At 54.4% G+C, this 21,698-nt stretch carries 21 protein-coding genes; all 21 read right to left on the bottom strand.

Annotation, left to right across the window (positions count from 1 at the left end; all coding sequences use genetic code 11):
• The gene (locus KNP67_RS02185) at positions 1-1,083 is read right to left on the bottom strand and encodes a carbamoyl phosphate synthase small subunit (RefSeq protein WP_029595727.1); all 1,083 of its coding nucleotides are present in this window, start codon (positions 1,081-1,083) and stop codon (positions 1-3) included.
• On the bottom strand, positions 1,061-2,341 hold the full coding sequence (locus tag KNP67_RS02180) for a dihydroorotase (RefSeq protein WP_131471142.1): 1,281 nt from the start codon (positions 2,339-2,341) through the stop codon (positions 1,061-1,063). The genes KNP67_RS02185 and KNP67_RS02180 overlap by 23 nt, the downstream gene beginning before the upstream one ends.
• Positions 2,338-3,243, bottom strand: a complete 906-nt coding sequence (locus tag KNP67_RS02175; protein ID WP_021067059.1) for an aspartate carbamoyltransferase catalytic subunit — start codon at positions 3,241-3,243, stop codon at positions 2,338-2,340. The genes KNP67_RS02180 and KNP67_RS02175 overlap by 4 nt, the downstream gene beginning before the upstream one ends.
• A gap of 130 nt (positions 3,244-3,373) precedes the next feature.
• A complete protein-coding gene (locus KNP67_RS02170; protein ID WP_058763338.1) occupies positions 3,374-4,675 on the bottom strand; it encodes a uracil-xanthine permease family protein in 1,302 nt (433 codons plus the stop codon).
• A gap of 49 nt (positions 4,676-4,724) precedes the next feature.
• Entirely contained in the window at positions 4,725-5,258 is a 534-nt protein-coding gene (gene pyrR, locus KNP67_RS02165) for a bifunctional pyr operon transcriptional regulator/uracil phosphoribosyltransferase PyrR (protein ID WP_021067057.1), read from the bottom strand.
• Positions 5,259-5,459: 201 nt separating this feature from the next.
• Positions 5,460-6,371 (bottom strand): RluA family pseudouridine synthase, encoded by a 912-nt coding sequence (locus tag KNP67_RS02160; protein ID WP_214755777.1) that lies wholly within the window; start codon positions 6,369-6,371, stop codon positions 5,460-5,462.
• Complete coding sequence (gene lspA, locus KNP67_RS02155; protein ID WP_214710567.1) at positions 6,371-6,844, bottom strand: signal peptidase II; 474 nt, start codon at positions 6,842-6,844, stop codon at positions 6,371-6,373. The genes KNP67_RS02160 and lspA overlap by 1 nt, the downstream gene beginning before the upstream one ends.
• Positions 6,845-6,902: 58 nt before the next feature.
• Positions 6,903-9,629, bottom strand: a complete 2,727-nt coding sequence (gene ileS / locus KNP67_RS02150; RefSeq protein WP_214755775.1) for an isoleucine--tRNA ligase — start codon at positions 9,627-9,629, stop codon at positions 6,903-6,905.
• Between the two features lie 271 nt (positions 9,630-9,900).
• The gene (locus tag KNP67_RS02145) at positions 9,901-10,446 is read right to left on the bottom strand and encodes a DivIVA domain-containing protein (protein ID WP_021067053.1); all 546 of its coding nucleotides are present in this window, start codon (positions 10,444-10,446) and stop codon (positions 9,901-9,903) included.
• An 18-nt stretch (positions 10,447-10,464) separates the two neighbouring features.
• The gene (locus KNP67_RS02140) at positions 10,465-11,235 is read right to left on the bottom strand and encodes a YlmH family RNA-binding protein (protein ID WP_214755774.1); all 771 of its coding nucleotides are present in this window, start codon (positions 11,233-11,235) and stop codon (positions 10,465-10,467) included.
• Positions 11,236-11,508, bottom strand: coding sequence for a YggT family protein (locus KNP67_RS02135; RefSeq protein ID WP_021067051.1), 273 nt, complete (start codon positions 11,506-11,508; stop codon positions 11,236-11,238).
• Between the two features lie 4 nt (positions 11,509-11,512).
• Positions 11,513-11,980 (bottom strand): cell division protein SepF, encoded by a 468-nt coding sequence (locus KNP67_RS02130; protein ID WP_029595732.1) that lies wholly within the window; start codon positions 11,978-11,980, stop codon positions 11,513-11,515.
• A gap of 23 nt (positions 11,981-12,003) precedes the next feature.
• Positions 12,004-12,657, bottom strand: a complete 654-nt coding sequence (locus KNP67_RS02125) for a YggS family pyridoxal phosphate-dependent enzyme (protein WP_214713827.1) — start codon at positions 12,655-12,657, stop codon at positions 12,004-12,006.
• On the bottom strand, positions 12,654-13,415 hold the full coding sequence (pgeF, locus tag KNP67_RS02120) for a peptidoglycan editing factor PgeF (RefSeq protein WP_214713829.1): 762 nt from the start codon (positions 13,413-13,415) through the stop codon (positions 12,654-12,656). The genes KNP67_RS02125 and pgeF overlap by 4 nt, the downstream gene beginning before the upstream one ends.
• 54 nt (positions 13,416-13,469) lie before the next feature.
• The gene (gene ftsZ, locus KNP67_RS02115) at positions 13,470-14,615 is read right to left on the bottom strand and encodes a cell division protein FtsZ (protein WP_021067047.1); all 1,146 of its coding nucleotides are present in this window, start codon (positions 14,613-14,615) and stop codon (positions 13,470-13,472) included.
• 48 nt (positions 14,616-14,663) lie between these two features.
• A complete protein-coding gene (ftsA, locus tag KNP67_RS02110; protein WP_214713831.1) occupies positions 14,664-15,959 on the bottom strand; it encodes a cell division protein FtsA in 1,296 nt (431 codons plus the stop codon).
• A 227-nt stretch (positions 15,960-16,186) separates the two neighbouring features.
• On the bottom strand, positions 16,187-16,957 hold the full coding sequence (locus KNP67_RS02105; protein ID WP_214755773.1) for a cell division protein FtsQ/DivIB: 771 nt from the start codon (positions 16,955-16,957) through the stop codon (positions 16,187-16,189).
• Positions 16,958-16,970: 13 nt separating this feature from the next.
• Complete coding sequence (murG, locus tag KNP67_RS02100; protein ID WP_029595735.1) at positions 16,971-18,047, bottom strand: undecaprenyldiphospho-muramoylpentapeptide beta-N-acetylglucosaminyltransferase; 1,077 nt, start codon at positions 18,045-18,047, stop codon at positions 16,971-16,973.
• Positions 18,044-19,381 (bottom strand): UDP-N-acetylmuramoyl-L-alanine--D-glutamate ligase, encoded by a 1,338-nt coding sequence (gene murD, locus KNP67_RS02095; protein ID WP_029595736.1) that lies wholly within the window; start codon positions 19,379-19,381, stop codon positions 18,044-18,046. Before murD ends, murG begins: the two co-directional genes overlap by 4 nt.
• 15 nt (positions 19,382-19,396) lie before the next feature.
• Entirely contained in the window at positions 19,397-20,356 is a 960-nt protein-coding gene (mraY, locus tag KNP67_RS02090; protein ID WP_214755772.1) for a phospho-N-acetylmuramoyl-pentapeptide-transferase, read from the bottom strand.
• A 21-nt stretch (positions 20,357-20,377) separates the two neighbouring features.
• Positions 20,378-21,685, bottom strand: coding sequence for a UDP-N-acetylmuramoyl-tripeptide--D-alanyl-D-alanine ligase (locus tag KNP67_RS02085; RefSeq protein WP_251130761.1), 1,308 nt, complete (start codon positions 21,683-21,685; stop codon positions 20,378-20,380).
• Between the last annotated feature and the right edge of the window lie 13 nt (positions 21,686-21,698).

Raw genomic sequence — 21,698 nt, 5'->3', positions numbered from 1 at the left:
TCACATTCCTACTTTCTGTTTGTTTTCTTGAACGAGTTGCATGAAACGGTCAAATAAATCGTTGGCGTCGTATGGACCCGGTGCCGCCTCGGGATGGTATTGGACCGAGAACGTCGGATGATGTAGATGCTTCACACCTTCGACCGTGCCATCGTTGACGGCGCGATGCGTGACGACGAGTCCTGTCGTCGCGAGCGACGCTTCATCGACTGCGTAGCCGTGGTTTTGGGACGTGATTGTCACCGCTCCGGTCTCTAGTTCGACCACGGGATGGTTGGCACCGCGATGACCGAACGGGAGTTTGAACGTGTTGGCACCGCTCGCGAGTGCAATCAACTGATGGCCGAGACAGATTCCGAAGATCGGGAGTGTCGGCATGAGGCGCTCGATGAGCGGTAACGCCGTCGGGACGTCTTTCGGATCCCCCGGTCCGTTCGACAGCATGACGCCGTCCGGCTCATAGCGCATCACTTCTTCTGCCGTCACGTCGTGCGGCAAGACGACGACTTCACAGTCGCGTTTCACGAGTTCACGCATGATGCCGAGCTTCGCGCCGAAATCGATGAGGGCAATCCGTGGACCGCTGCCGGTGCTGACATACGCCCGCTTCGTCGAGACACGCTCGACTTGATTGGTCGGCAGGAGAACATCGAAGCGATGTTGGACCGTCTCCCACGTCGAGTCGCCGTCGACCATGACACCGCGCATGACGCCGAGTGAGCGCAAGTGACGCGTCAACATGCGTGTGTCGACTCCTGCTAGACCCGGGATGTTGAAGCGTTTGAGCGTATCATGAAGCGTCGCGGTCGAGCGGAAGTTCGACGGTGTGTCGCACACTTCTTTGACGATGAGCCCTTTCGCCATCGGAACGGTCGTCTCGAAATCTTCGCGGTTGACGCCATAGTTCCCGATCAACGGATTCGTCAACACGATGAGTTGGTCACAGTAAGACGGGTCAGACAACATCTCTTGATATCCGGTCATCCCAGTCTGGAAGACGACTTCCCCGATCGTCTCCACACTTGCACCAAACGCTGTTCCTACAAATGAAGTACCGTCCTCAAGCCATAATGTTCGTTTCATCGAATCTCCCCTTATATACGATTTTTCCAGCCACGATGGTCATCACCGGCCAGCCAACTAGTTTCTTCCCAGCGAACGGTGTGTTCTTCCCTTTCGAGCGGAACGTCGTCGGATCGACGACCCGCTCCGTCTCCGGGTCGATGAGGGCGAGGTCCGCCGCCCGGCCGACTTCAATCACACCGTACGGCAACCCGAACACGTCGCTCGGTCGTTTCGTCATCCACTCGATGAGCGCCGCCTCTTCCATATGTCCCGTTTTGACGAACGTCGTGTACAAGAGCGGGAACGCCGTCTCGAAACCGGTGATCCCGAACGGGGCCCGTTCCATGCCGGCCGCTTTCTCCTCGGCCGTGTGCGGGGCGTGGTCGGTCGCGATCATATCGATCGTGCCATCGAACAAGCCCTCGAGTAGCGCCTCCCGGTCGTCCGCACTCCGGAGCGGTGGATTCATTTTAAAGTTCGGGTCGAGGCCTGGGATATCGTCTTCACAGAGGATGAGGTGATGCGGTGTCACTTCGGCCGTGACCCGGATGCCGGCTCGTTTGGCGTCGCGGATGACGCGCACCGACTGTCGTGACGAGACGTGGCAGACGTGATAGTGACAGCCTGTCTCTTCGGCGATCAAAACGTCCCGGGCGATATGGATGCTCTCGGCGAGGCTCGGGATGCCTTGGATGTCATGTTCTTCACTGAACCGGCCTTCGTGGACCGAACCGGCCTTGAGCGTATTGTCCTCGCAATGGGCGACAATCGCCTTGTCGAGTCGTTTCGCTTCCCGCATCGCCGCGCGCATCATCGCTGCCGATTGGACGCCAACTCCGTCGTCGGTGAAGGCGAATGAATCTGCGAGCGAGGCCATGTCGACTTGCTCGGTACCGAGCTGTCGTTTCGTGATGGCGGCGTATGGCAGGACACGCACGATGGCGTCTTGCTCGATTTTAGCCAACAGCTGGTCCATCGTTTCGCGGTCGTCTGGGACCGGACGCGTGTTCGGCATCGCACAGATTGTGGTGAATCCGCCGGCTGCAGCCGCCTCTGTCCCGGTCTTGATTGTCTCTTTCTTCTCCCCACCCGGTTCGCGCAAGTGGACGTGGACATCGACGAGTCCTGGGATGAGTAGCATCCCTGTCGCATCAATCACTTCGTGTCCTTCAGTCGTGCCGTTATAGTCGACCGAGCGGATCTCGCCGTCTTCAATCAATAGCGTCGTCGTCCGTTTCGTGTTCCCGTCATACCAAGTTGCGTGTTGAAGTATCATAATTGTCCCCCTAATGCTCGATTTAAGATGGCCATCCGGGCGTAAACACCGTTCGTCATCTGTGGAAAGATACGCGACTGTGGATGTTCGATTAAACTGCCGGCAATCTCGACGTCCCGATTGACCGGGGCCGGATGCATGATGATGGCTTGCGGTTTCATCCGCTCGACGCGTTCCGGCGTCAAGCCGTAGCGTACATGGTAATCTTCTTTCGAGAAGATATCGCCCATAATGTGGCGTTCGTGCTGGACGCGCAGCAACATGATGACGTCACAGTCGGCCAACACGTCGTCGAGGTCACGATGCTCGAGCCCCATCGACTCGTCCCACCAGGAGGCGGGACTGCAGCCGACGACGTTCGCGCCGAGCCGCTTGAGCACCGAGGCGTTCGAGCGGGCGACACGGCTATGGACGAGGTCACCGCAGATGGCGATATTCAATCCTTCGAACGTCTTGAACTCTTCAAAGATCGTGACGAGGTCGAGGAGTGACTGGGACGGATGTTCCCCGCTCCCGTCACCGCCGTTCAACACCGGGATATTCAATGTTTCGACGAGTTCATGGTAGTAGCCCGACTCCGGATGGCGGATGACGAGGGCATCGACCCCGATCGCCTCGAGCGTCTTGCACGTGTCGTAGAGCGTTTCACCTTTCGTCACCGATGACGTCGCCACGTCGAACGGGATCTCCTGGACCTTCAAGTGCCGTTCGGCCATTTGAAACGAATTTTTCGTTCGCGTCGAGTTTTCAAAGAATAAATTCGCGACCGTCTTCCCATCGAACAATGGGGGCATGTTCCCTTGTTTATAGCGGAGCGACTCCTCGATTAAACCCATAATCTCGTCGAGGGATAGCGTGTCCAGGCTGACAAAATGCTTCGGTTGTTGTTTGATGATGTTCATGTTCGTCTCCTCCTTTTATGTGAAGGCAAAGAGAAAAGGCGTCTCTTCACCTACGTGAAGGGACGCCTTTATCTGGGCAGAACACACCCAAATAAACGAGCCTTCACTTTGCCGACCTCACGGGATCGAATTAAAAGTTACTTGCTTGTCGTGTGTCTTCAGTTGTTTCGGCAGCAGGTTCTTCCACGCTTTCCGCTTTTGGCAAGAAGGCGTTCAAGAGAATCCCGACGACCGTTGCGAGCGCCATCCCTTGGACCGGGAAGCTACCGAGTTGGACCATCGCCCCACCGAGTCCGATGACGAGGATGACCGAGGCGATGATGAGGTTGCGTTTCTCGGCGAGATCGACGTTGCTCTCGACCATCGTCCGGAGACCGTTCGAGGCGATGACCCCGAACAAGAGGATCGAGATGCCGCCTTTGACCGGGTTCGGAATCGTCGAGATGAACGCTTCGACGTGTCCGAGGAATCCGAAACTGATGGCCATGAGCGCCGCTCCGGCGATGACGTAGACGCTATACACTTTCGTGATAGCCATGACCCCGTTGTTCTCACCGTAAGTCGTACACGGTGGACCACCGAGTGCCGAGGCGACCGCTTTCCCGACCCCGTCGCCGAGGAGGGTCCGATGGAGACCTGGGTCTTTCATCGTCTCGCGGCCGATGATTTTCGACGTGACCATCTGGTCGCCGATATGTTCCGTCATCGTGACGAGTGCGACTGGGACGATGGCGAGGAGTGCCCCGACTTGCCACATCGGCATGTAGTCGACGAACACCATCGTGAAGTCAGGCAGTTGGAACAAGCTCGCTTGTCCGAGCGCCGAGTAGTCGATGATTCCGAACAGTGCGGCGATGAGGTAACCGCCGATGATTCCGAACAAGATCGGAACAGCGCCCCATACTCCTTTGAGCGTCGTCATGGCGAGAATCGTAATACCGAGCGTGAGCAACGCGACGGTGATGAACGTTCCGTTGTATGCCCCGTCCTTATTCATCGACATGTCGATGGCGACCGGTGCGAGCGATAAGCCGATGACCATGATGACTGGACCGACGACGACCGGCGGCAGCAAGCGTAGCAACCAGTTCACGCCGGTCTTATAGATGACGAGCGAGACGACGCCGTAGACGGAACCGGCGATGATGCCTCCGAACAAGGCGGCTTCGACACCCCATTGTTGGCTGACGGCGATAATCGGCGCGATGTACGCGAAGCTCGATCCGAGATAAGTTGGGACTTTGAAGCGTGTGATTGCTAGGAATGAGAGCGTGGCCACACCGGAAGCGACGAGGGCGACGGACGTGCTTAGGCCCGTCAAAATCGGGACTAATATCGTCGCTCCGAACATGGCGAAGACGTGTTGCAGGCTGAAGAGCAGCCATTGCGGTAAGTGAGCGGGACGCTCGTGGATGTTGAGGATGGGTTTCATATGTGGTTCTCCTTCCTGGCCTCTCTGGACCACCTTAAAGGTTTTTTGATTATTGCTGTTTGATGAATACTTCGTCTGTCGCATCGACTTCACTGAGTCTGACGACGACTTGTTCCGACTTCGACGTCGGGACGTTCTTGCCGACAAAGTCGGGGCGAATCGGTAACTCGCGGTGTCCGCGGTCGATCAAGACGGCGAGCTGGATATAATCCGGCCGACCGTGGTCGACGAGCGCGTCCATGGCAGCCCGCACTGTCCGGCCTGTATAAAGGACGTCGTCAATCAAGACGACCGTCTTGCCGTTGATATCATGCGGTAACTCGGTCGCTTTCACTTCCGGGTCGAGTGATTTCTTTGATAAGTCATCCCGGTAGAGCGTGATGTCTAAGTTGCCGAGGGCAATCGGTTTGCCTTCGATTTCTTCGATTCGGCGGGCGAGCCGGTCGGCGAGCGTCTCGCCTCTGGTTTTAATCCCGACGAGTACGACGTTGTCCGTCCCTTTGTTTCGCTCGATAATCTCATGGGCGATTCGGGTAAGTGCGCGGCGGATGGCCGCTTCGTCTAAAATGGTGGAACGTTTCAACTAGTTCCCCCCTCTCACAAATTATATAAAAAAAGAAGACTTCCTCATCCGGCTGGAAAAGGAAGTCTTCATATGTGAGGGCAGACCTCTGCCTCAAATAATCGACGTGTCGTGGCCGCGGCCACAATCCTTTCACAGCCTCTCTGGACTGGGTTTAAAGGTGTTATGCTTCCTAGACTATAAATCGGAATCGGTTGAAAGTCAACGCGTTTTCTCGATTTTGTCTAATTTGGCAAGCTCCGCCTCGAAGTCGGCTGGGAGTTTCGCCTCGAATTCAAGCCATTCGTTCGTGCGCGGATGGAAGAAACCGAGCGTCGCCGCGTGGAGCGCCTGACCGTTCAATTGAATCGTACGGCGTGGACCGTATTTCGGGTCACCAGCAAGCGGATGGCCGATATAACGCATGTGAACGCGGATTTGGTGCGTCCGTCCCGTCTCCAATTTACACTCGACGAGCGTGAAATCTTTATACCGCTCGAGCAGACGGAAGTGCGTGATCGCTTCTTTCGCGTTCTTGTCGGTCACCGTCATCCGTTGACGGTCGTTCGTGTCACGCCCGATTGGCGCTTCGATTGTCCCAAGTTCATGGGCGACTTCGCCGTGGACGAGGGCGATATATTCACGCTTGATTTTACGATCCTTCAACTGGCTCGCGAGCGATTCGTGGGCCACATCGTTTTTCGCGACCATGAGAAGACCGGTCGTGTCTTTGTCGATGCGGTGGACGATGCCTGGACGTTTGACGCCATTGATGCCTGACAAATCGTCACAGTGGTAAAGGAGCGCGTTGACGAGCGTCCCTGACGTATGGCCGGCCGCCGGATGGACGACCATGCCGCGTGCCTTATTGACGACGATGACATCCTCGTCCTCATAGACGACGTCGAGCGGGATATTCTCAGGTAATACTTCGAGTTCGACGGCATCTGGGACCGTCACGACGATTTCGTCGCCTTCTTGCAATTTATAGTTCGGCTTGACGATCTGTCCATTGACGAGCAGGTCTCCCGCCTTGATCCAGTCTTGGATTTGCGAACGTGACCAATCACTTTGTTCGCTCATCCATTTATCGATACGAGCCTTTTCTTCGGCGACAAATGTGTAAGTTTCCATTACGATTGTCCCCTTTCTTTGTTTAATTTTTCTTCGAACAAGACGCCGATGATCATAAAGATGACCCCGAACGTGAGCGCCATATCGGCGACATTAAAAATGGGGAAGTTGTATCCGAACGGGTACGTGTCGACAAAGTCGACGACTTCTCCGCGGAAGAGACGGTCGATAAAGTTCCCGATGGCACCGGCGAGTAGTAACCCGACGCTATAACCGAGCAAATCGAACCCGTTCACTTCTTTATGCAAGAAGTAAATCAAACCGACGACGACGATGGCCGTGACGATAAAGAAGAACACCATCTGCCCTTCGAGCATGCCCCAAGCCGCACCTTTATTACGGTAAGACGTCAAATAAAGCAACTCAGGGATGAGTTCAATCGACTGTCCGATCGTCATCGTCTGGACGACGATCCATTTGGTCACTTGGTCGAGCAAAATGAGGAAAAGTGCTAATCCGTAGTAACGTTTCATCAGATTCTCCTTTCAAGTCATAAGAAACCGGAGTGGACGATCGCCACTCCGGTCCGGCTTATGCGATGACTTCTGTACAACGCGGGCAAAGCTCTGGGTGCTGTTCGTCTTGACCAAGTTCAATCGAGTACGTCCAGCAGCGGGCACAAGCGGCACCATCAGCTTTCAAGACGCTGATTTCGGCTGTCGCATAATCGACATCAGCCGAGTCGACGTAATCAAGCTGTGACACTTGTAGCAATTGGCGCACGTTGTCGATCGTCTCGAGCAACTGTTTCGTCTCACCTTTCGGCGCGACGAGCAACTTCGCTTCGAGCGGTTTCCCGATCAATTTCTCACCACGTGCAATCTCGATCGCTTTCAAGACGTCGTCACGGAACGTGAGGAACTTCGACCATTTCGCAAGCAACGCCTTCTCGTCTTCCGACAATGCCGCTACTTCGTCAAGGTCCGTCAAGAAGACGCTATCCCCTTGTTTCGCCGGCACTTCTTGCCACACCTCATCCGCCGTGTGCGGAAGGATTGGGGCGAGCAATTTCGTGAGCGTGACGACCGTGTCATACATGACCGTTTGAACGGCACGACGACGCGCATCATCTTCGCGCTCGATATACAGGATATCTTTCGTGAAGTCGAGATAGAATGACGACAACTCGTTGACACAGAAGTTATGGCTCAAGTGATAGACGGCCATGAAGTCGAACGTGTCGTATGCTTTGACGACTTTCGCTTGAAGCTGTTTGAGTTTTGTCGCCATGAAGCGGTCCGCTTCCGGCATGTCTTCGAACGCGACACGCATCGACGGGTCGAATCCGTTCAAGTTACCGAGCAAGAAGCGCAACGTGTTGCGGATTTTCCGGTATACTTCCGACACTTGTTTAAAGTTATCGTGTGACGCGCGGACATCTGACTGATAGTCGACCGACGACACCCAAAGACGGACGATTTCTGCTCCGTACTGTTTGACGAGGTCGTTCGGTGCAATCGTGTTACCGAGTGACTTCGACATCTTGCGTCCGTCTCCGTCGAGAACGAAACCGTGGCTGAGCACGTTGCGATACGGCGCTTTGCCAGTCGTCGCGACAGCCGTCGAGAGTGACGAGTTGAACCAGCCGCGGTATTGGTCCGATCCTTCAAGGTACAAGTCGGCCGGGCGGCGCAAGTTGTCGCGCTGTTCGAGTACGCCCGCATGTGACGAACCTGAGTCGAACCAAACGTCCATGATGTCGAGCTCTTTACGGAACTCGCCGTTCGGGCTGTTCGGGTGTGTGAAGCCTGCTGGCAACAAGTCTTTCGCTTCACGCTCATACCAGACGTTCGATCCGTGCTCGTGGAACAAGTTGGCGATATGTTCGATCGTCTCGTTCGTGATGATCTCCGTTCCGTCTTCGGCATAGAAGATCGGGATTGGAACACCCCAGGCACGTTGACGGCTGATGACCCAGTCCCCACGGTCACGGACCATGTTGTAAAGACGTGTCATGCCCCATTCCGGCACCCAGTTCACTTCTTCGATTTCACGGAGCATATCGGCACGGAAGTCTTTGATTGAGGCGAACCATTGCGGTGTCGCGCGGAAGATGACCGGTTTCTTCGTACGCCAGTCGTGCGGGTACGAGTGTTTGATGAATTTCAAGTTGAGGAGATAGCCGTTCTCTTCGAGCTTCATCCCGATTTGTTTGTTCGCGTCTTCATAGAACAAGCCTTCGAAACCTGGCGCCTCATCCGTCATATAACCACGGTCGTCGACCGGGCACAAGACGTCGAGTCCGTACGCTTGTCCGACACGATAGTCGTCTTCCCCGTGTCCAGGTGCCGTATGGACGAGACCTGTCGCATCAGCCGTGACGTGATCGCCAATCATGACGAGCGAGGTCCGGTCGTAAAGCGGGTGTTGCGCCGTCATGTGTTCGAACTCACGTCCGTTCCAAGAACCGCTCACCGTGTAATCCGTCCACTTGAGTGCCGTCGTCACTTCTTCCACGAGCGATTCGGCGACGATATAGCCTTTGCCGTCATGCTCGATACGCGTATACGTCAACTCGTCGCTGACCGCGATCCCGAGGTTGGCTGGAATTGTCCATGGTGTCGTCGTCCAGATGACGAAATGATCGGTCGTCTGAAGAACGTCTTTCCCGTCGACGACTTGGAACGCCACGTAAATGGCCGGTGACTTCTTGTCATAATATTCGATTTCCGCCTCAGCGAGCGCCGATTCAGAAGAAGGTGACCAATAGACCGGTTTCTTCCCTTTATAGATGTAGCCTTTTTCGGCCATCGTCCCGAAGAGACGGATTTGAGCCGCTTCGTATTCTGGGAGGAGCGTGATGTACGGGTTGTCAAAGTCAGCGAGCAACCCGAGGCGTTTGAACTGTTCACGTTGCGAGTTCACTTGTTCCATCGCATACGCTGCACACTTCTCACGGAACTCGGCGACCGTCATTTCTTTGCGGTTGACACCCGCTTTTTGAAGCGCGTTCTCGATTGGGAGACCGTGTGTGTCCCAGCCCGGAATCATCGGTGACTGGTAGCCGTTCAATGATTTGAAACGGACGATGATGTCTTTCAATACTTTGTTGAGCGCGTGGCCCATATGGATGTCGCCGTTCGCGTACGGAGGTCCGTCGTGAAGGATGTATTGCGGTTTCCCGGCGTTTTTCTCTTGGACGCGGTTGTATAGGTCCATTTGTTCCCAAGCCTCATGCATCGCTGGCTCACGTTTTGGCAGATTTCCGCGCATCGCGAACTCTGTGTCAGGCATCAATAGTGTGTCTTTGTAGTTCATTGAAACTCCTCCTGCAACTTTTTTTTGACAACAAAAAAACCCGCCCCTAATAGGGACGAGTTGGTCGACTCGCGGTACCACCCTACTAATCTCAAGGAAACCCTCGAGACCGCTCTTGGTAACCGATAACGAGGTCAGGCGGTCGCGCTTACTAACTTCAGCCCGACACTCATAGGGGATACCGATAAAGTCTTTCTCTTAGGCTTGCACCTTCCCTAAGTCGCTTCGTAGGTATGACTTTATCGACGTGTCCTAATCGACGTATTGTGTATTATCCGTGATGTTTTGTTGGTATGACTTCGTCGTCATTATACGCAAGTTCGGTCGTATCGTCAAGAACCGTCTGGACCGGCGGCTCCCCGACAATCGTGTCCCATTCTGTACTGTTCAAGAGCTCCATCTGAGCATCGACGAGGACGCGGAACCGGGTCCGGTACAATTCGACTTTCTTGAGCATTTGAATGACTTCACGTTCGGCGAGCTGCTCTTTGCGTGACGCTTCTTCCTCACGGGCGAGCGCCTCACGTTCAGCTTGCTTCAAAATGAGACTCGCTTCCTTGGCCGCGTTCGTCTTCACTTCTTCGGCTGCCTCTTGGGCGACGATAATCGATTTGTTCAACGTGTCTTCCATCGAGGAGAAGTAGTCAATGCGAGCTTGCATATCGTTGACGAGTTCTTCGTACCTTCTATTCTCACGAATCAATAGTTCAAATTCTTTAATGATTTGATCTAAAAATTCATTGACCTCATCGATGTCGTACCCGCGAAAACGAGTCGAGAACTCTTTATTATGAATATCAATCGGTGTCAACGCCATTCGACTTTCCTCCTAAGTTCAACGTATGATGCCATACTGGATTTTTATTTTCTCACGCTTTGTCGAGCCGAGAATCGCCGTCAGTTTGACACGGCCATACCCTCGGATCGAGACCAAATCGTCTGGTTCAAGGATGAAGCTCGGATCATCGATCGGTTTATGGTTCACTTTACAGTCTCCATGTTTGACGAGCGCCTGGGCTTTTTGTCGGGATAACCCGAGCACTTCGCTGACGACCGTGTCAAATCGGAGTGATGAGACGATGCCGAACTCATCGCTCCATTTGACTTCCGGTACGACGAGCACGGCTTCGGGCGCCACTTCTGAGATGCGAATCCGGGCCTTGCCGACCCGATCGACGTTCATCTCGATGAAACCGGCCGCCTCACGCGTCGTGGCGAATTGCGCGATGCCCTCGTCGAGGACGACGTCTCCAAACTTCTGCCGCTTCAACCCGGCGTTCAAGAGCGTCCCCGTCACTTGACGGTGCGTCAATTCGACGAATTTGGTCGGATAGTCGATTTGACGAATCGCAATCTCGAAGTCGTTCGGGTCGAGCTCGTAATAATCCGGGGCCAGGATGAGACGACGCCGTTCCGCGCCGACAAATCCGCCATCCTCGTAAATCGCGAGCTGCTTGCCGACGAGTTGCCGGACGATTTGTTGCTCGCGTGGATCTAAAAAGTCCGTCACTTTCAACATATAGTTGTCCTCGACTTGTTGAACCCAATCGAGCACTTGCTCGATAAATGCCCGTTCATTCGGTCGATAATGATCGAAGACGCTCATTTAAATACCGAAAATCGCACGCACTCCAAATTGCGCCATCCGTAGCACAAATAAAGCGACGATTGGGGAGATGTCGAGCATCCCGCCGATTGGTGGGATGATGCGACGAAACGGATTCAAAAACGGTTCGCACAGATACGACAAGATTTGACCAAATTTTGATTCACGCGCATTCGGGAACCACGATAATAAAATATAGGCAATCAAGACCCAGCTATAATATCCAAGCAATGTAACGATCGTGTTGCCTAACGCAGGTATAGCATTTTCCATTCAGTTACCACCCTTTACTATTGAGTTCGTCCTCCGAAATCAAGTTCGAGATCGACCCCGTCAACTCGATGTTGTTCGGAGTACATAGAATCGTGTTATGTCCAATCGACGTCATCGTCCCTTCTAACGCATAGACGACACCTGACAAGAAGTTGACGACTTGACGAGACTGCTCTTTCGACATCCGTTGAAGGTTGACGATGACGGCCCGGTTTTCTTTCAACTGGTCGCTGATGTCTTGGGCCTCAGCGAATACACGCGGCTCGGCCAAGACGACTTTTGAACGTTCTTTCTTCTTCGTGTTCAACGCGACGATATTGTTCGATGTTTTCGGACGGTCCTCCGTTTTGACGATTGCCTCCGTCATCGGTTGTGTCTTCGTTTCGGCGACAGCATACTCGTCTCCTTCGAACTGGTTGTTCGGATCTTCCTCGAGTCCAAAGAAGTCCTTCATTTTGTTTTTGATTGACATAACGGATTCCTCCTTAAAATATATTATTGCACAAGTACGGTTCCAATACGAACAAACGATGCGCCTTCTTCGATTGCCAACGTGTAGTCGTTCGACATACCCATTGACAGTTCGGTACACGGTGCATGCGCATAGGCATGACGCGCGACGTCATCGCGCAACTGTCTCAAGTTTCGGAACGTCTCCCGAATCACCGTCTCGTCCTCTGTGAACGGGGCCATCGTCATCAGGCCGATGATCCGCACGTGAGGATACTGTTTACAGTTCTCGATGAACGGGATGACTTCCTCTTTTTCGAGACCATGTTTTGACGCTTCGCCCGATACGTTCACTTGCACGAAACAATCGATCACGCCTTGGGCGCGTTTATCGATCTCTTCGGCGAGCGAGATGCGGTCGAGCGAATGAATCGCTGCCACATGGTCGATAATTTGTCTCACTTTACGTGTCTGCAGGCTGCCGATGAAATGGAACTTGGCATCAGCCGGCAACTGCTCGACTTTCTCAAGCAATCCTTCGGGACGATTTTCGCCGAAGTCGCGGATGCCTTCTGCATAGAGGGCGTTCGCCACGTCGGGACCGACCGATTTCGTGACCGCGATGAGCGTCACCGCTTGATCGGCCCGATGCGCGTCGATCGTCTGTCTGACTTGCTTCACATTATTGGCTATACTCACGATTTCTTCTCCTTGACGAGGACGGCCGCAAAACGACGCTTGGCGTCTCCATTCCGATACGAGAAAAACGTCTGATCAGAAACGGTCGACAAGTTCGATTGGGTGACCTCGATATTTCGTTCCACAGCGAGCGTCTCGTTCACTTGCTGCAGGGATAGACGGGCATGGCCCGCTCGTTCGTCCATGACCGCTGATGCATACGCAGCCGGTGAGACCGCTTCGACCGCATCCAGGACGCGGCGGTCGACCTCATAATGTTCGGCTGTGATGGCCGGCCCGACGAACATGTCGATGGCTTCGGCCGGAACGCCGAGCGTGGCGAACGCATCCGTCATCGCGGCGACGATATTCCCGACCGTCCCTTTCCACCCGGCATGGGCCACACCGATGACGCCATGGTCCTCGGCACAGAAGAAGAGCGGGACACAGTCGGCAAAGACGAGGGCGAGTGGCAACGCGTCGGCCGTCGTGATGAGGCCGTCCGTCGCCGGAATCGTCTCGTCATAGGAATACGCGCCTTTGCCGCGGTCGGCGTCACCGACGACTTCGACGTTCGTCTGATGGACTTGGTCGGCCCACACCGAATCCGCGAGGGCAAGACCGGCCGCGTCAAAGAAGTACTCCCGATTGGCGACGACCTGATCTGCGTCATCGCCGACGTGGAGTCCGACGTTGCCTTCATTATGTCCGTCCGTCCGGGTCGTCACATAAGCCTGATAGCGATACGTTTCGGTTTCCCATGTATGTAACAGTCGCATATGATTCTCCTTTTTTAGAAAAAGGGGATGCCGAGAACCGGCACCCCCTGTTGTTTAGTTACGGCGTTGTCTTACGAACGCTGGGATGTTGATCGTCTCGTCTGGGACGTCCCCACCATAGACCGGTCTATGGAAGTTCCCTTCATCTTGTGGCGCAGCTTCTTGCGCTTTCGGTTGAGCCTCACGGTTCACTTCAGCTTCCGGTTGTTTCTTCGGTTGTTGAAGGAACGGGTTCGTCCCTTGCGCTTCTTCTGCGAATTCAGTTGCGATCACGGTAACGATAATCTCGTCGTTCAAGTTTTCGTTGATGACCGAACCGAAAATCAAGTTCACTTCTTCATCTGCGGCACTTTGAACGATTTGAGCTGCTTCCGTGACTTCATACAAGCTGAGGCTAAGTCCGCCTGTGATGTTCATCAAGACACCTTTCGCGCCTTCGATTGAAGACTCGAGAAGTGGAGATGAGATGGCTTTCTTCGCTGCTTCGACGGCACGGTTCTCGCCAGTGGCGACACCGACACCCATGAGTGCCGAACCTTTTTCCGTCATGATCGTCTTGACGTCAGCGAAGTCAAGGTTGATGAGACCAGGAATGGCGATCAAGTCCGTGATCCCTTGGACACCTTGGCGAAGGACGTTATCCGCTTCACGGAACGCTTCGATCATCGGCGTGTTGCGCTCGACGATTTCAAGCAACTTGTCGTTTGGAATGACGATGAGTGTATCGACTTTTTCTTTGAACGCTTGAATCCCGTGTTGGGCGTGTTGCATCCGTTTGCGTCCTTCGAACATGAACGGTTTCGTGACGACACCGACCGTGAGCGCTCCGATTTCTTTTGAAATCTCGGCGATGACAGGTGCTGCCCCCGTTCCGGTTCCTCCGCCCATACCAGCTGTGACGAAGACCATATCCGCGCCATCGAGCGCTTCAATCAACTGCTCGCGGCTCTCTTCCGCCGCTTTTTTACCGATATCCGGATTCGCGCCGGCACCGAGGCCACGCGTCAATTTCGCTCCGAGTTGAAGCTTAACGTCCGCTTTCGACATGTTGAGTGCTTGCGCGTCCGTGTTGACGGCGATGAACTCGACACCTTGTACTCCGTGCTCGATCATGCGGTTGACAGCGTTTGACCCGCCGCCCCCGACTCCAATTACTTTAATTTTTGCTACGGCGTCAATCGCCTCATCAAAGTACATCATTTCAGGTATCCCCCTACGTAATTTCCAATTGTTAACACAACGTCAAATTTACACGCCAAATAATTTTTCCATTAATCGACCGAAACCGTTTTTCGTCTCGCGGTCGTCCGGTTCCACATCATCGTCGTGGTCTTGGACGTTCCCGGTTTGAGACGTGCCGTCTGGTTTTGCGACGGCCACACGGTCATCCGGCTTTTCAAGTCGTGACTTCGAGACGTGGTGATCGCTCATGAGCACGTACTTGAGGACGCCGACCGCGGTCGCGTATTTCGGATGTCTGACGCCAATCGACGATGGCTGATACAGTCTCGTCTTTTGACCCATGACACGAGTCGCTAGTTCTTGGATGCCAGGTAAAGCAGCGGCCCCACCACAGAGGAGATAACCTCCGCTGAGCGTTGGAACGCCTACCTTTTGCACTCTATTCAACACAAGCGTGAACATTTCCTCTATTCTTGCCTCTAAAACGTAACTAATTTCTGACTGCGGTTCGAACGTGACTTCCCCGTTGATGTTCGTGAACGAGAACCCTTCTGAGGCGTCCGCCATCTCTTCGAGGGCAAGTCCGTACTCTTCTTTCGCCACTTTGGCGTCTTGGTATTTACAGTTGAGCTTGTACACCAAGTCGCGCGTCATATGATCGCCTCCGACCGGAAGGATATATGAGTAGACGAGGTCGCCTCGATAGAAGACCGAGACGGTCGTCTTTTCATGACCGATATCGACCAAGCCGATGCCTAAATCGATTTCATCGACCGATGCCGCACTCATGCCGAGCGCCAAGTTGCCGAGGACGAAACCTTCTAGTTTCAGTCCCGCCCGTTCGATGGAACGACGAATGCTATGTAAAATCGTCTTCGAACCGGTCACCATCTTGCCGTGCATCTCTAAGCGATAACCGAGCATGCCCCGGGGATCGACGACACCTGTCTGTTGGTCGACCGTGAAGGAAGACGGAATCACATCGATGACACTCATCTCATCCGGCAAGCGCATGACTTGCGCCGAATTGATGACTTCGATGACGTCTGTGTCCGTGATTTCTTGGTCTTCTCGTTTGACCGATGCAATTCCATGACATGGGGCGATTTGGATATGTTCCCCTTCGATGGCAACGTATACCGACCGAATTTGATCACCGAGCGCCGCTTCGGCATGTTCGACGGCTTGCTTGATGGCTTGAACCGTCTTATCGATGTCGACGACGGCGCCACGTTTTACTCCTGCAGACGGGGCACACCCCTCCGCCAAAATGTTAAGCGTTCCCCCGAGTAGTTCACCCACGACGAGCTTAATTTCTGACGTTCCTATATCCAATGCGGCCACATAACCATTCGCTTCCAAAAGGGAAACACCTCCGCGCTTTAATTTCTGTGCTTGAATTCCGTTACATTGTTACAGATATCCAAAAATATTGTTAGGTCCGGCAAGATATCTCACGTCTAAGTTTACAACAAATAAGATAGTGAGAAAAGGTAGAATCCTACAAATTACGCGGTTTTGGGGTGTCAATTCGATTACAATCGATAAAAAAACAGCCCTTATGTGTCTAAGGGCTGTAAAAATTCAGATTATTCTTTCGGTTTTTCGTACGGAACGAAATAATATCCGCCATCCATGACGACGGTTCCCCGCTGTCCTTTTGGAATATTCTCATAGATTTCGCCGTACTTGGATACCGTTTGACTGAGCTTGAACGTCGGCGTCTGAATCGTGTTGCCGTCGTTCATATAAATCTCATATCGTGTCGGTTCGCCTTTCTGTTTCGAGAAGACAATCTCTGACATCCTGGCCCGCATCGCGTCATCGACTTGCTCGAGCTCACTCGCGATTTTCTCGAGTTCCGCCGCATCGGTGAATTCACGCAACAACGGACCGTCTTTTAGCTTCTCTGGATCCGTAATCGATCCAGTCGGGTGCAAAGAACCGTCAGCGAGGACGACGACTTCCTCTTCGTCCGTTCGTGAATAGGCGATCATTTTCTCTTCTTCGACGTCAATCGTCACGACGTTATACCAGGAGCGATCGACCGAGACGTCTTTCACGCCAGGCACTTTACGAAGTTCCCGTTCAATCCCGTTCGGCGACACTTGAACGATTTTCGTGGACGTGTCGATATCCGTTTCGGCGAGCACATACGCTTCTGTCAACCAGGACAGGCCTTTCACGTTCACCGCTTTCACGTCAGACACCGATGTCTGCATATATACGACGAGCGCAATCAACACCGCGAACAACAACAGGATCGTCGACAAACGTCGGTTCGCTTTCTTACGACGTTGATCTTTCATATACGGGATTCGGTCTTCCAAACTACGAACGGTATTCTGACGTGTCTCCATGGCTACTCTCCTTTCAAGCGCGGACTTCTTCGACGAGGTCGGCGAGCGACTCCGCGGCGTGCGGGAATCCTAACCGTTTCGAGGCTGCGGCCATCTCATCATGATGGGCCAATACGTGTCGGATCGAGCGAACGAGCGTCTCGCCCGACAAATCCCCTTCTTTAATCAGTTCGGCCGCGCCGCTTTCGACGAGCGCCGAGGCGTTTTTCGTCTGATGGTCGGCCGTCACGTACGGACTCGGAATCAAGATGCTCGGCAAACCGAGCGCCGTCAATTCCGAGATGGTCGAGGCACCGGCCCGCGACACGACGAGACTCGCACACGCGAGCAGTTCAGGCATGTCGTAAACGTATGGCAACACATGGACGTTATCGGCTTTTGGCGCCTTCGCCACGACGTTGTCATAATGGACGTTCCCGGTCACGTAGAGCACGTTCACCGGTTCGGTCGCAAGTTCCGGGATGGCCTCGATGACGGCCCGGTTGATGGCCTCGGCTCCGCGGCTGCCGCCGTAAATCAAGACGATTGGACGTTCATCGATACCATATTCGGCCCGGACGGACGTTTCGTTCACCGTCGTCTTCAACACTTCGCTCCCGCGCGGGTTACCGATGACGCGGACGTTCGCATCAGGGAACTGTGATTCCGAACCGGCGAACGACAAGGCGACCCGGTCGGCTTTCTTCGACAAGAACTTGTTCGTCAAGCCTGGGATGCTGTTCTGTTCATGCAGAATCGTCGGGATGCCGAGTTGTTGTGCGGTGAAGACGACCGGACCTGAGACGAATCCGCCCGTGCCGATGACGACGTCCGGACGGAACGTCTTCATCTCTTTACGCAACGTCAGGACAGATTGGACAAACCAATAGGCCGTCTTGACGTTATCTAGCGACAACGACCGTTTGAGCCCGGCGATTCGAATCGATTTGAACGGCACACCAGCGCGTGGGACGAGATCGGCCTCGAGACCGTTCTCAGTGCCAATGTAGAGCACCTCGAGGTTCGGATGGCGCTGTTTGAGCGTATCAAGGAGAGCGAGTGCCGGGTAGATATGACCACCCGTTCCTCCACCAGAAATCATGATTTTCATCGATTGGCCTCCTCATATGCATGGACGAGGCGGACGAAATGTTCGCCGCGCTCTTCAAACGTCTTATATTGGTCCCAGCTCGCACAGGCCGGTGACAATAAAATCACGTCGTCTGGGGCTGACTGTTCAAATGCGAGCGGGACGGCTGCGTCGAGCGTATCGACCGCGAACGATGGAATCTGCTCGGCTTCACCGAGTGCTTGGAAACGCCCTGCCGTCTCACCGTACGAGACGATGGCTTTGACGCGTCCGAGCGCCGGAATGAGTGAATCCAATTCGGCTCCACGTTCAAGTCCCCCGCACACCCAAACGATCGGAGCATCGAATCCGCTCAATGCCGCTTCGGCCGCCACGTTGTTCGTCGCTTTCGAGTCGTTATAAACCCGGCGTCCGAGCACTTGGCCAAGACTTTCCGTTCGGTGGGCCACGCCACCGAACGTGCGCAACACACGATCGATATGTTCGGCCGGGATATCGAACGGTTCAACGAGCAACAAGGCTGCCAACACGTTCTCCACGTTATGGGCCCCGCCGAGGGCGAGATCCTCGACCCGGATGACCCGCTTGCCGTGCAACGTAATCCAGCCGTCGGTGACATGCGCATCCCCGCTGTCGTAACCGAACGTCGAAGCATCGAGATCGGCCGGGACGCGTTTCATCACTTCGGTGTCACTGCCTTTGACGACGACACGGTCTGATGCCGTCATGTTCCGGAACAAGTTCCCTTTGGCGTCGGCATACGATTCGAAGTCACCATGATAATCCAAATGCGCCGGTGACAAGTTCAACAGTGCCGCCGCTTGCGGATGGAACTGCTCAACGCCCATCAGTTGGAAGCTCGATAGTTCGATGACGATGATGTCGCCCTGCTTCGCTTTCGATGCGACTTCGATTGCCGGGAAACCGATATTCCCTGCCACATGGACAGGACGACTTCCCCCTTTGAGCAATTCATGAACGAGCGTGGTCGTCGTCGTTTTCCCGTTCGAGCCGGTGATGGCGACGAACGTGGCATCGGTCGCCAAGTAGGCGAGTTCCACTTCTGTATAAATCGGGATGTTCCGCTCAAGCGCTGCTTGAAGGAGCGGGATGTGATACGGGATTCCCGGGTTTTTGACAATCATGTCCGTCGTGTCGAGCAATTCGAGCGGATGGGCACCGAAAACGCCGTTGATGCCGAGCGCTTCAATTTTCATCCGTTCTTCCGTTGACGGTTCGCTCCCGGTATTGAGGGTCACGTCCGCGCCGACATTTCTTAAGTAAGCGGCTGCGGCGATGCCGCTCCGTGCCGCGCCGAGTACGAGGACTCGTTTATCGTTCCACTGTTGTTGCATGTCTTCCACCATCCATTACATGAGTAGTAACGACAAGACTGCCGTGATCAAACTAATTCCACCGAACGTCAAGACGATGCGCCATTCTGACCAACCGACCATTTCGAAATGGTGATGAATCGGGCTCATCTTAAAGATTCGTTTGCCCGTCGTCTTGAACGAGAGCACTTGCAAGATGACGCTAAGCGTCTCGATGACAAAGATGATTCCGACGAAGACGAGCAACAGCTCGAGCTTGAGCATGAGCGCGAGGCCGGCGACCGCACCACCGAGGGCGAGCGATCCCGTGTCACCCATAAAGATTTTCGCCGGGTATTTATTGAAGACGAGGAAGCCGAGCAAGGCGCCGACCGCACTGAAGGCGAACCAAGCGATGCCCGCTTCGTCTTGTCCGAGCGCATAGATGCCGAAGAAGGCGAACGTCGGGATGGCCGAGAACGAGACGAGACCGTCGAGGCCGTCTGTCAAGTTGACCGCGTTCGAGAAGCCGACGAGCCAGAAGATGACGATGGCGACATACAACCAGCCCGTATCAAACGCGATCGAAGTGAACGGGATTTGAATCGTCGTATCGAGTGCCCCACCGAGGGAGAGGAACCAAACGAATAAGACCGAGACGACGATTTGACCGATCAATTTCTGAAGCGACGTCAAACCGAGGTTGCGTTTATTGACGACTTTGATGTAGTCGTCGAGGAAGCCGATCACCCCGAAGGCGAGAGTCACGAACAAGAGCGTGCCAAACCCAGCGACGTCTTCACCGAAGACGACTGAGATGAGGAATCCGATGATAAGGGCGAGCAAGATGATGATTCCGCCCATCGTCGGCGTGCCTGATTTCTTTTGATGCCAATCTGGACCTACGTCACGGATTTCTTGGCCAAACTTTAAGTTATGCAGTGCCGGGATGGCCCGCGGCATGACGACCAATACGGTCAATAATGAACTGATTAAGACGATTAAACTGATTAACATGTTCGTACCTCACTACTCTGTTTATTGAACTAGACGCTCGAGCGCCAGTCCTCGCGATGCTTTTAACAATATCACAGTCTGGGGGCGTTGATAACTGCCGAGGAGGACTTTCGCTTCCTCGACCGTCGGCACCATCGTCACGTTCACACGCGGGTCGGTGATGCCTGCCGCAATCCATTTCGCTTTCTCTCCGATGAGCACGCAATCCGTGACCGGTGCCGTGATGGCGTGGCCGACTTGTTCGTGCTGGGCGACCTCTTCCGTCCCGAGTTCATACATGTCCCCGAGGACGAGGACGCGGCGTGAGAACCCTTCTAGCGTTTTAATCGTCTCGACGGCGGCAATCATCGAGGTCGGGCTCGCGTTATAGGCGTCATTGACCAAGTGGGCGTCGCCGAACATCCGTTTCTCCATCCGCATCGACGTCAACTGGACGCGGTCGAGACCGCGTTGAATCGTGTCATGTCCTAATCCGAACTTGAGACCGCAGGCGATCGCATAGGCGGCGTTACGGATTTGGTGGGCCCCGAGCACTTTCAATTCATACAGCTCGTTATTGTAGCGGAAAATCGAGGCGTCAAACGTCGCCTCCACGACTTCGAGCTTACCGTCCGCGGTCGAGTCGTATCCGACGCGGTACCCGCCCGCTTCATTAAGGAGCGGCTCGTCGGCATCGACGATTAAGACGCCGTCCGGTTTCAACCCGGCTTTAATCTCGAGCTTCGCCTTGGCGATCCCCTCGCGCCCCCCGACTTGTTCACCGTGTGACTCGCCGATGTTCGTGACGAAGGCGATATCCGGTTTGGCGAGTTTCGATAACAGTTCGATTTGCCCGAATCCGTTCATGCCCATCTCGAGGACGGCGACTTCGGTGTCCCGTGGCATCCGGAGCACGGTGAGCGGCAATCCGACGTCCGAATTGAAGTTCCCGGCCGTCTTGTGCGTCTTGAACGTCTCACCGAGCACGACGGCAATCATGTCTTTCGTTGACGTCTTCCCGTTCGAGCCGGTGATGGCGACGACTTTCGGATTGATTTCCGCCAAATAGCGGGCCGCCGCTTCTTGGAGCGCTGTCAACGGTGATGCGACCGGGATGGCGATAATCCCTTCCGGTAACGGACGGTCTTGTTCCCAAAACGTCACGATCGCCCCTTGCTTGATGGCAGCCTCGATGTAATCATGTCCATCGACGCGTGCCCCGATAATCGGGACGAACAAGCCGTCGGCATTGTCGTCTCGCGAGTCGGTCGCGACGTGGCGTACCTCACGCGAATCCTGTATTTCCATCCCAAACCAAGATGCGAGTGTTTGAATCGTCAACTGTTCCATAACCATTTCCTCC

This window comes from Exiguobacterium sp. s157 (assembly GCF_018618205.1).
Classification (GTDB): domain Bacteria; phylum Bacillota; class Bacilli; order Exiguobacteriales; family Exiguobacteriaceae; genus Exiguobacterium; species Exiguobacterium chiriqhucha.
The sequence above is the reverse complement of the archived record's forward strand: the minus strand, read 5'-3'. Positions and strand labels throughout refer to the sequence as shown.

Bases quoted from the DNA above. Each gene is read 5' to 3' on its own strand.
- KNP67_RS02135 (WP_021067051.1), bottom strand. From the start codon at position 11,508: ATGGAAAATGCTATACCTGCGTTAGGCAACACGATCGTTACATTGCTT.
- KNP67_RS02140 (WP_214755774.1), bottom strand. From the start codon at position 11,235: ATGAGCGTCTTCGATCATTATCGACCGAATGAACGGGCATTTATCGAG.
- ileS (WP_214755775.1), bottom strand. From the start codon at position 9,629: ATGAACTACAAAGACACACTATTGATGCCTGACACAGAGTTCGCGATG.
- KNP67_RS02130 (WP_029595732.1), bottom strand. From the start codon at position 11,980: ATGTCAATCAAAAACAAAATGAAGGACTTCTTTGGACTCGAGGAAGAT.
- KNP67_RS02145 (WP_021067053.1), bottom strand. From the start codon at position 10,446: ATGGCGTTGACACCGATTGATATTCATAATAAAGAGTTCTCGACTCGT.
- KNP67_RS02105 (WP_214755773.1), bottom strand. From the start codon at position 16,957: ATGGAGACACGTCAGAATACCGTTCGTAGTTTGGAAGACCGAATCCCG.
- murD (WP_029595736.1), bottom strand. From the start codon at position 19,381: ATGCAACAACAGTGGAACGATAAACGAGTCCTCGTACTCGGCGCGGCA.
- KNP67_RS02170 (WP_058763338.1), bottom strand. From the start codon at position 4,675: ATGAAACCCATCCTCAACATCCACGAGCGTCCCGCTCACTTACCGCAA.
- mraY (WP_214755772.1), bottom strand. From the start codon at position 20,356: ATGTTAATCAGTTTAATCGTCTTAATCAGTTCATTATTGACCGTATTG.
- KNP67_RS02180 (WP_131471142.1), bottom strand. From the start codon at position 2,341: ATGATACTTCAACACGCAACTTGGTATGACGGGAACACGAAACGGACG.
- lspA (WP_214710567.1), bottom strand. From the start codon at position 6,844: ATGAAACGTTACTACGGATTAGCACTTTTCCTCATTTTGCTCGACCAA.
- KNP67_RS02185 (WP_029595727.1), bottom strand. From the start codon at position 1,083: ATGAAACGAACATTATGGCTTGAGGACGGTACTTCATTTGTAGGAACA.
- pgeF (WP_214713829.1), bottom strand. From the start codon at position 13,415: ATGCGACTGTTACATACATGGGAAACCGAAACGTATCGCTATCAGGCT.
- KNP67_RS02160 (WP_214755777.1), bottom strand. From the start codon at position 6,371: ATGGAAACTTACACATTTGTCGCCGAAGAAAAGGCTCGTATCGATAAA.
- KNP67_RS02085 (WP_251130761.1), bottom strand. From the start codon at position 21,685: ATGGAACAGTTGACGATTCAAACACTCGCATCTTGGTTTGGGATGGAA.
- ftsZ (WP_021067047.1), bottom strand. From the start codon at position 14,615: ATGATGTACTTTGATGAGGCGATTGACGCCGTAGCAAAAATTAAAGTA.
- KNP67_RS02175 (WP_021067059.1), bottom strand. From the start codon at position 3,243: ATGAACATCATCAAACAACAACCGAAGCATTTTGTCAGCCTGGACACG.
- murG (WP_029595735.1), bottom strand. From the start codon at position 18,047: ATGAAAATCATGATTTCTGGTGGAGGAACGGGTGGTCATATCTACCCG.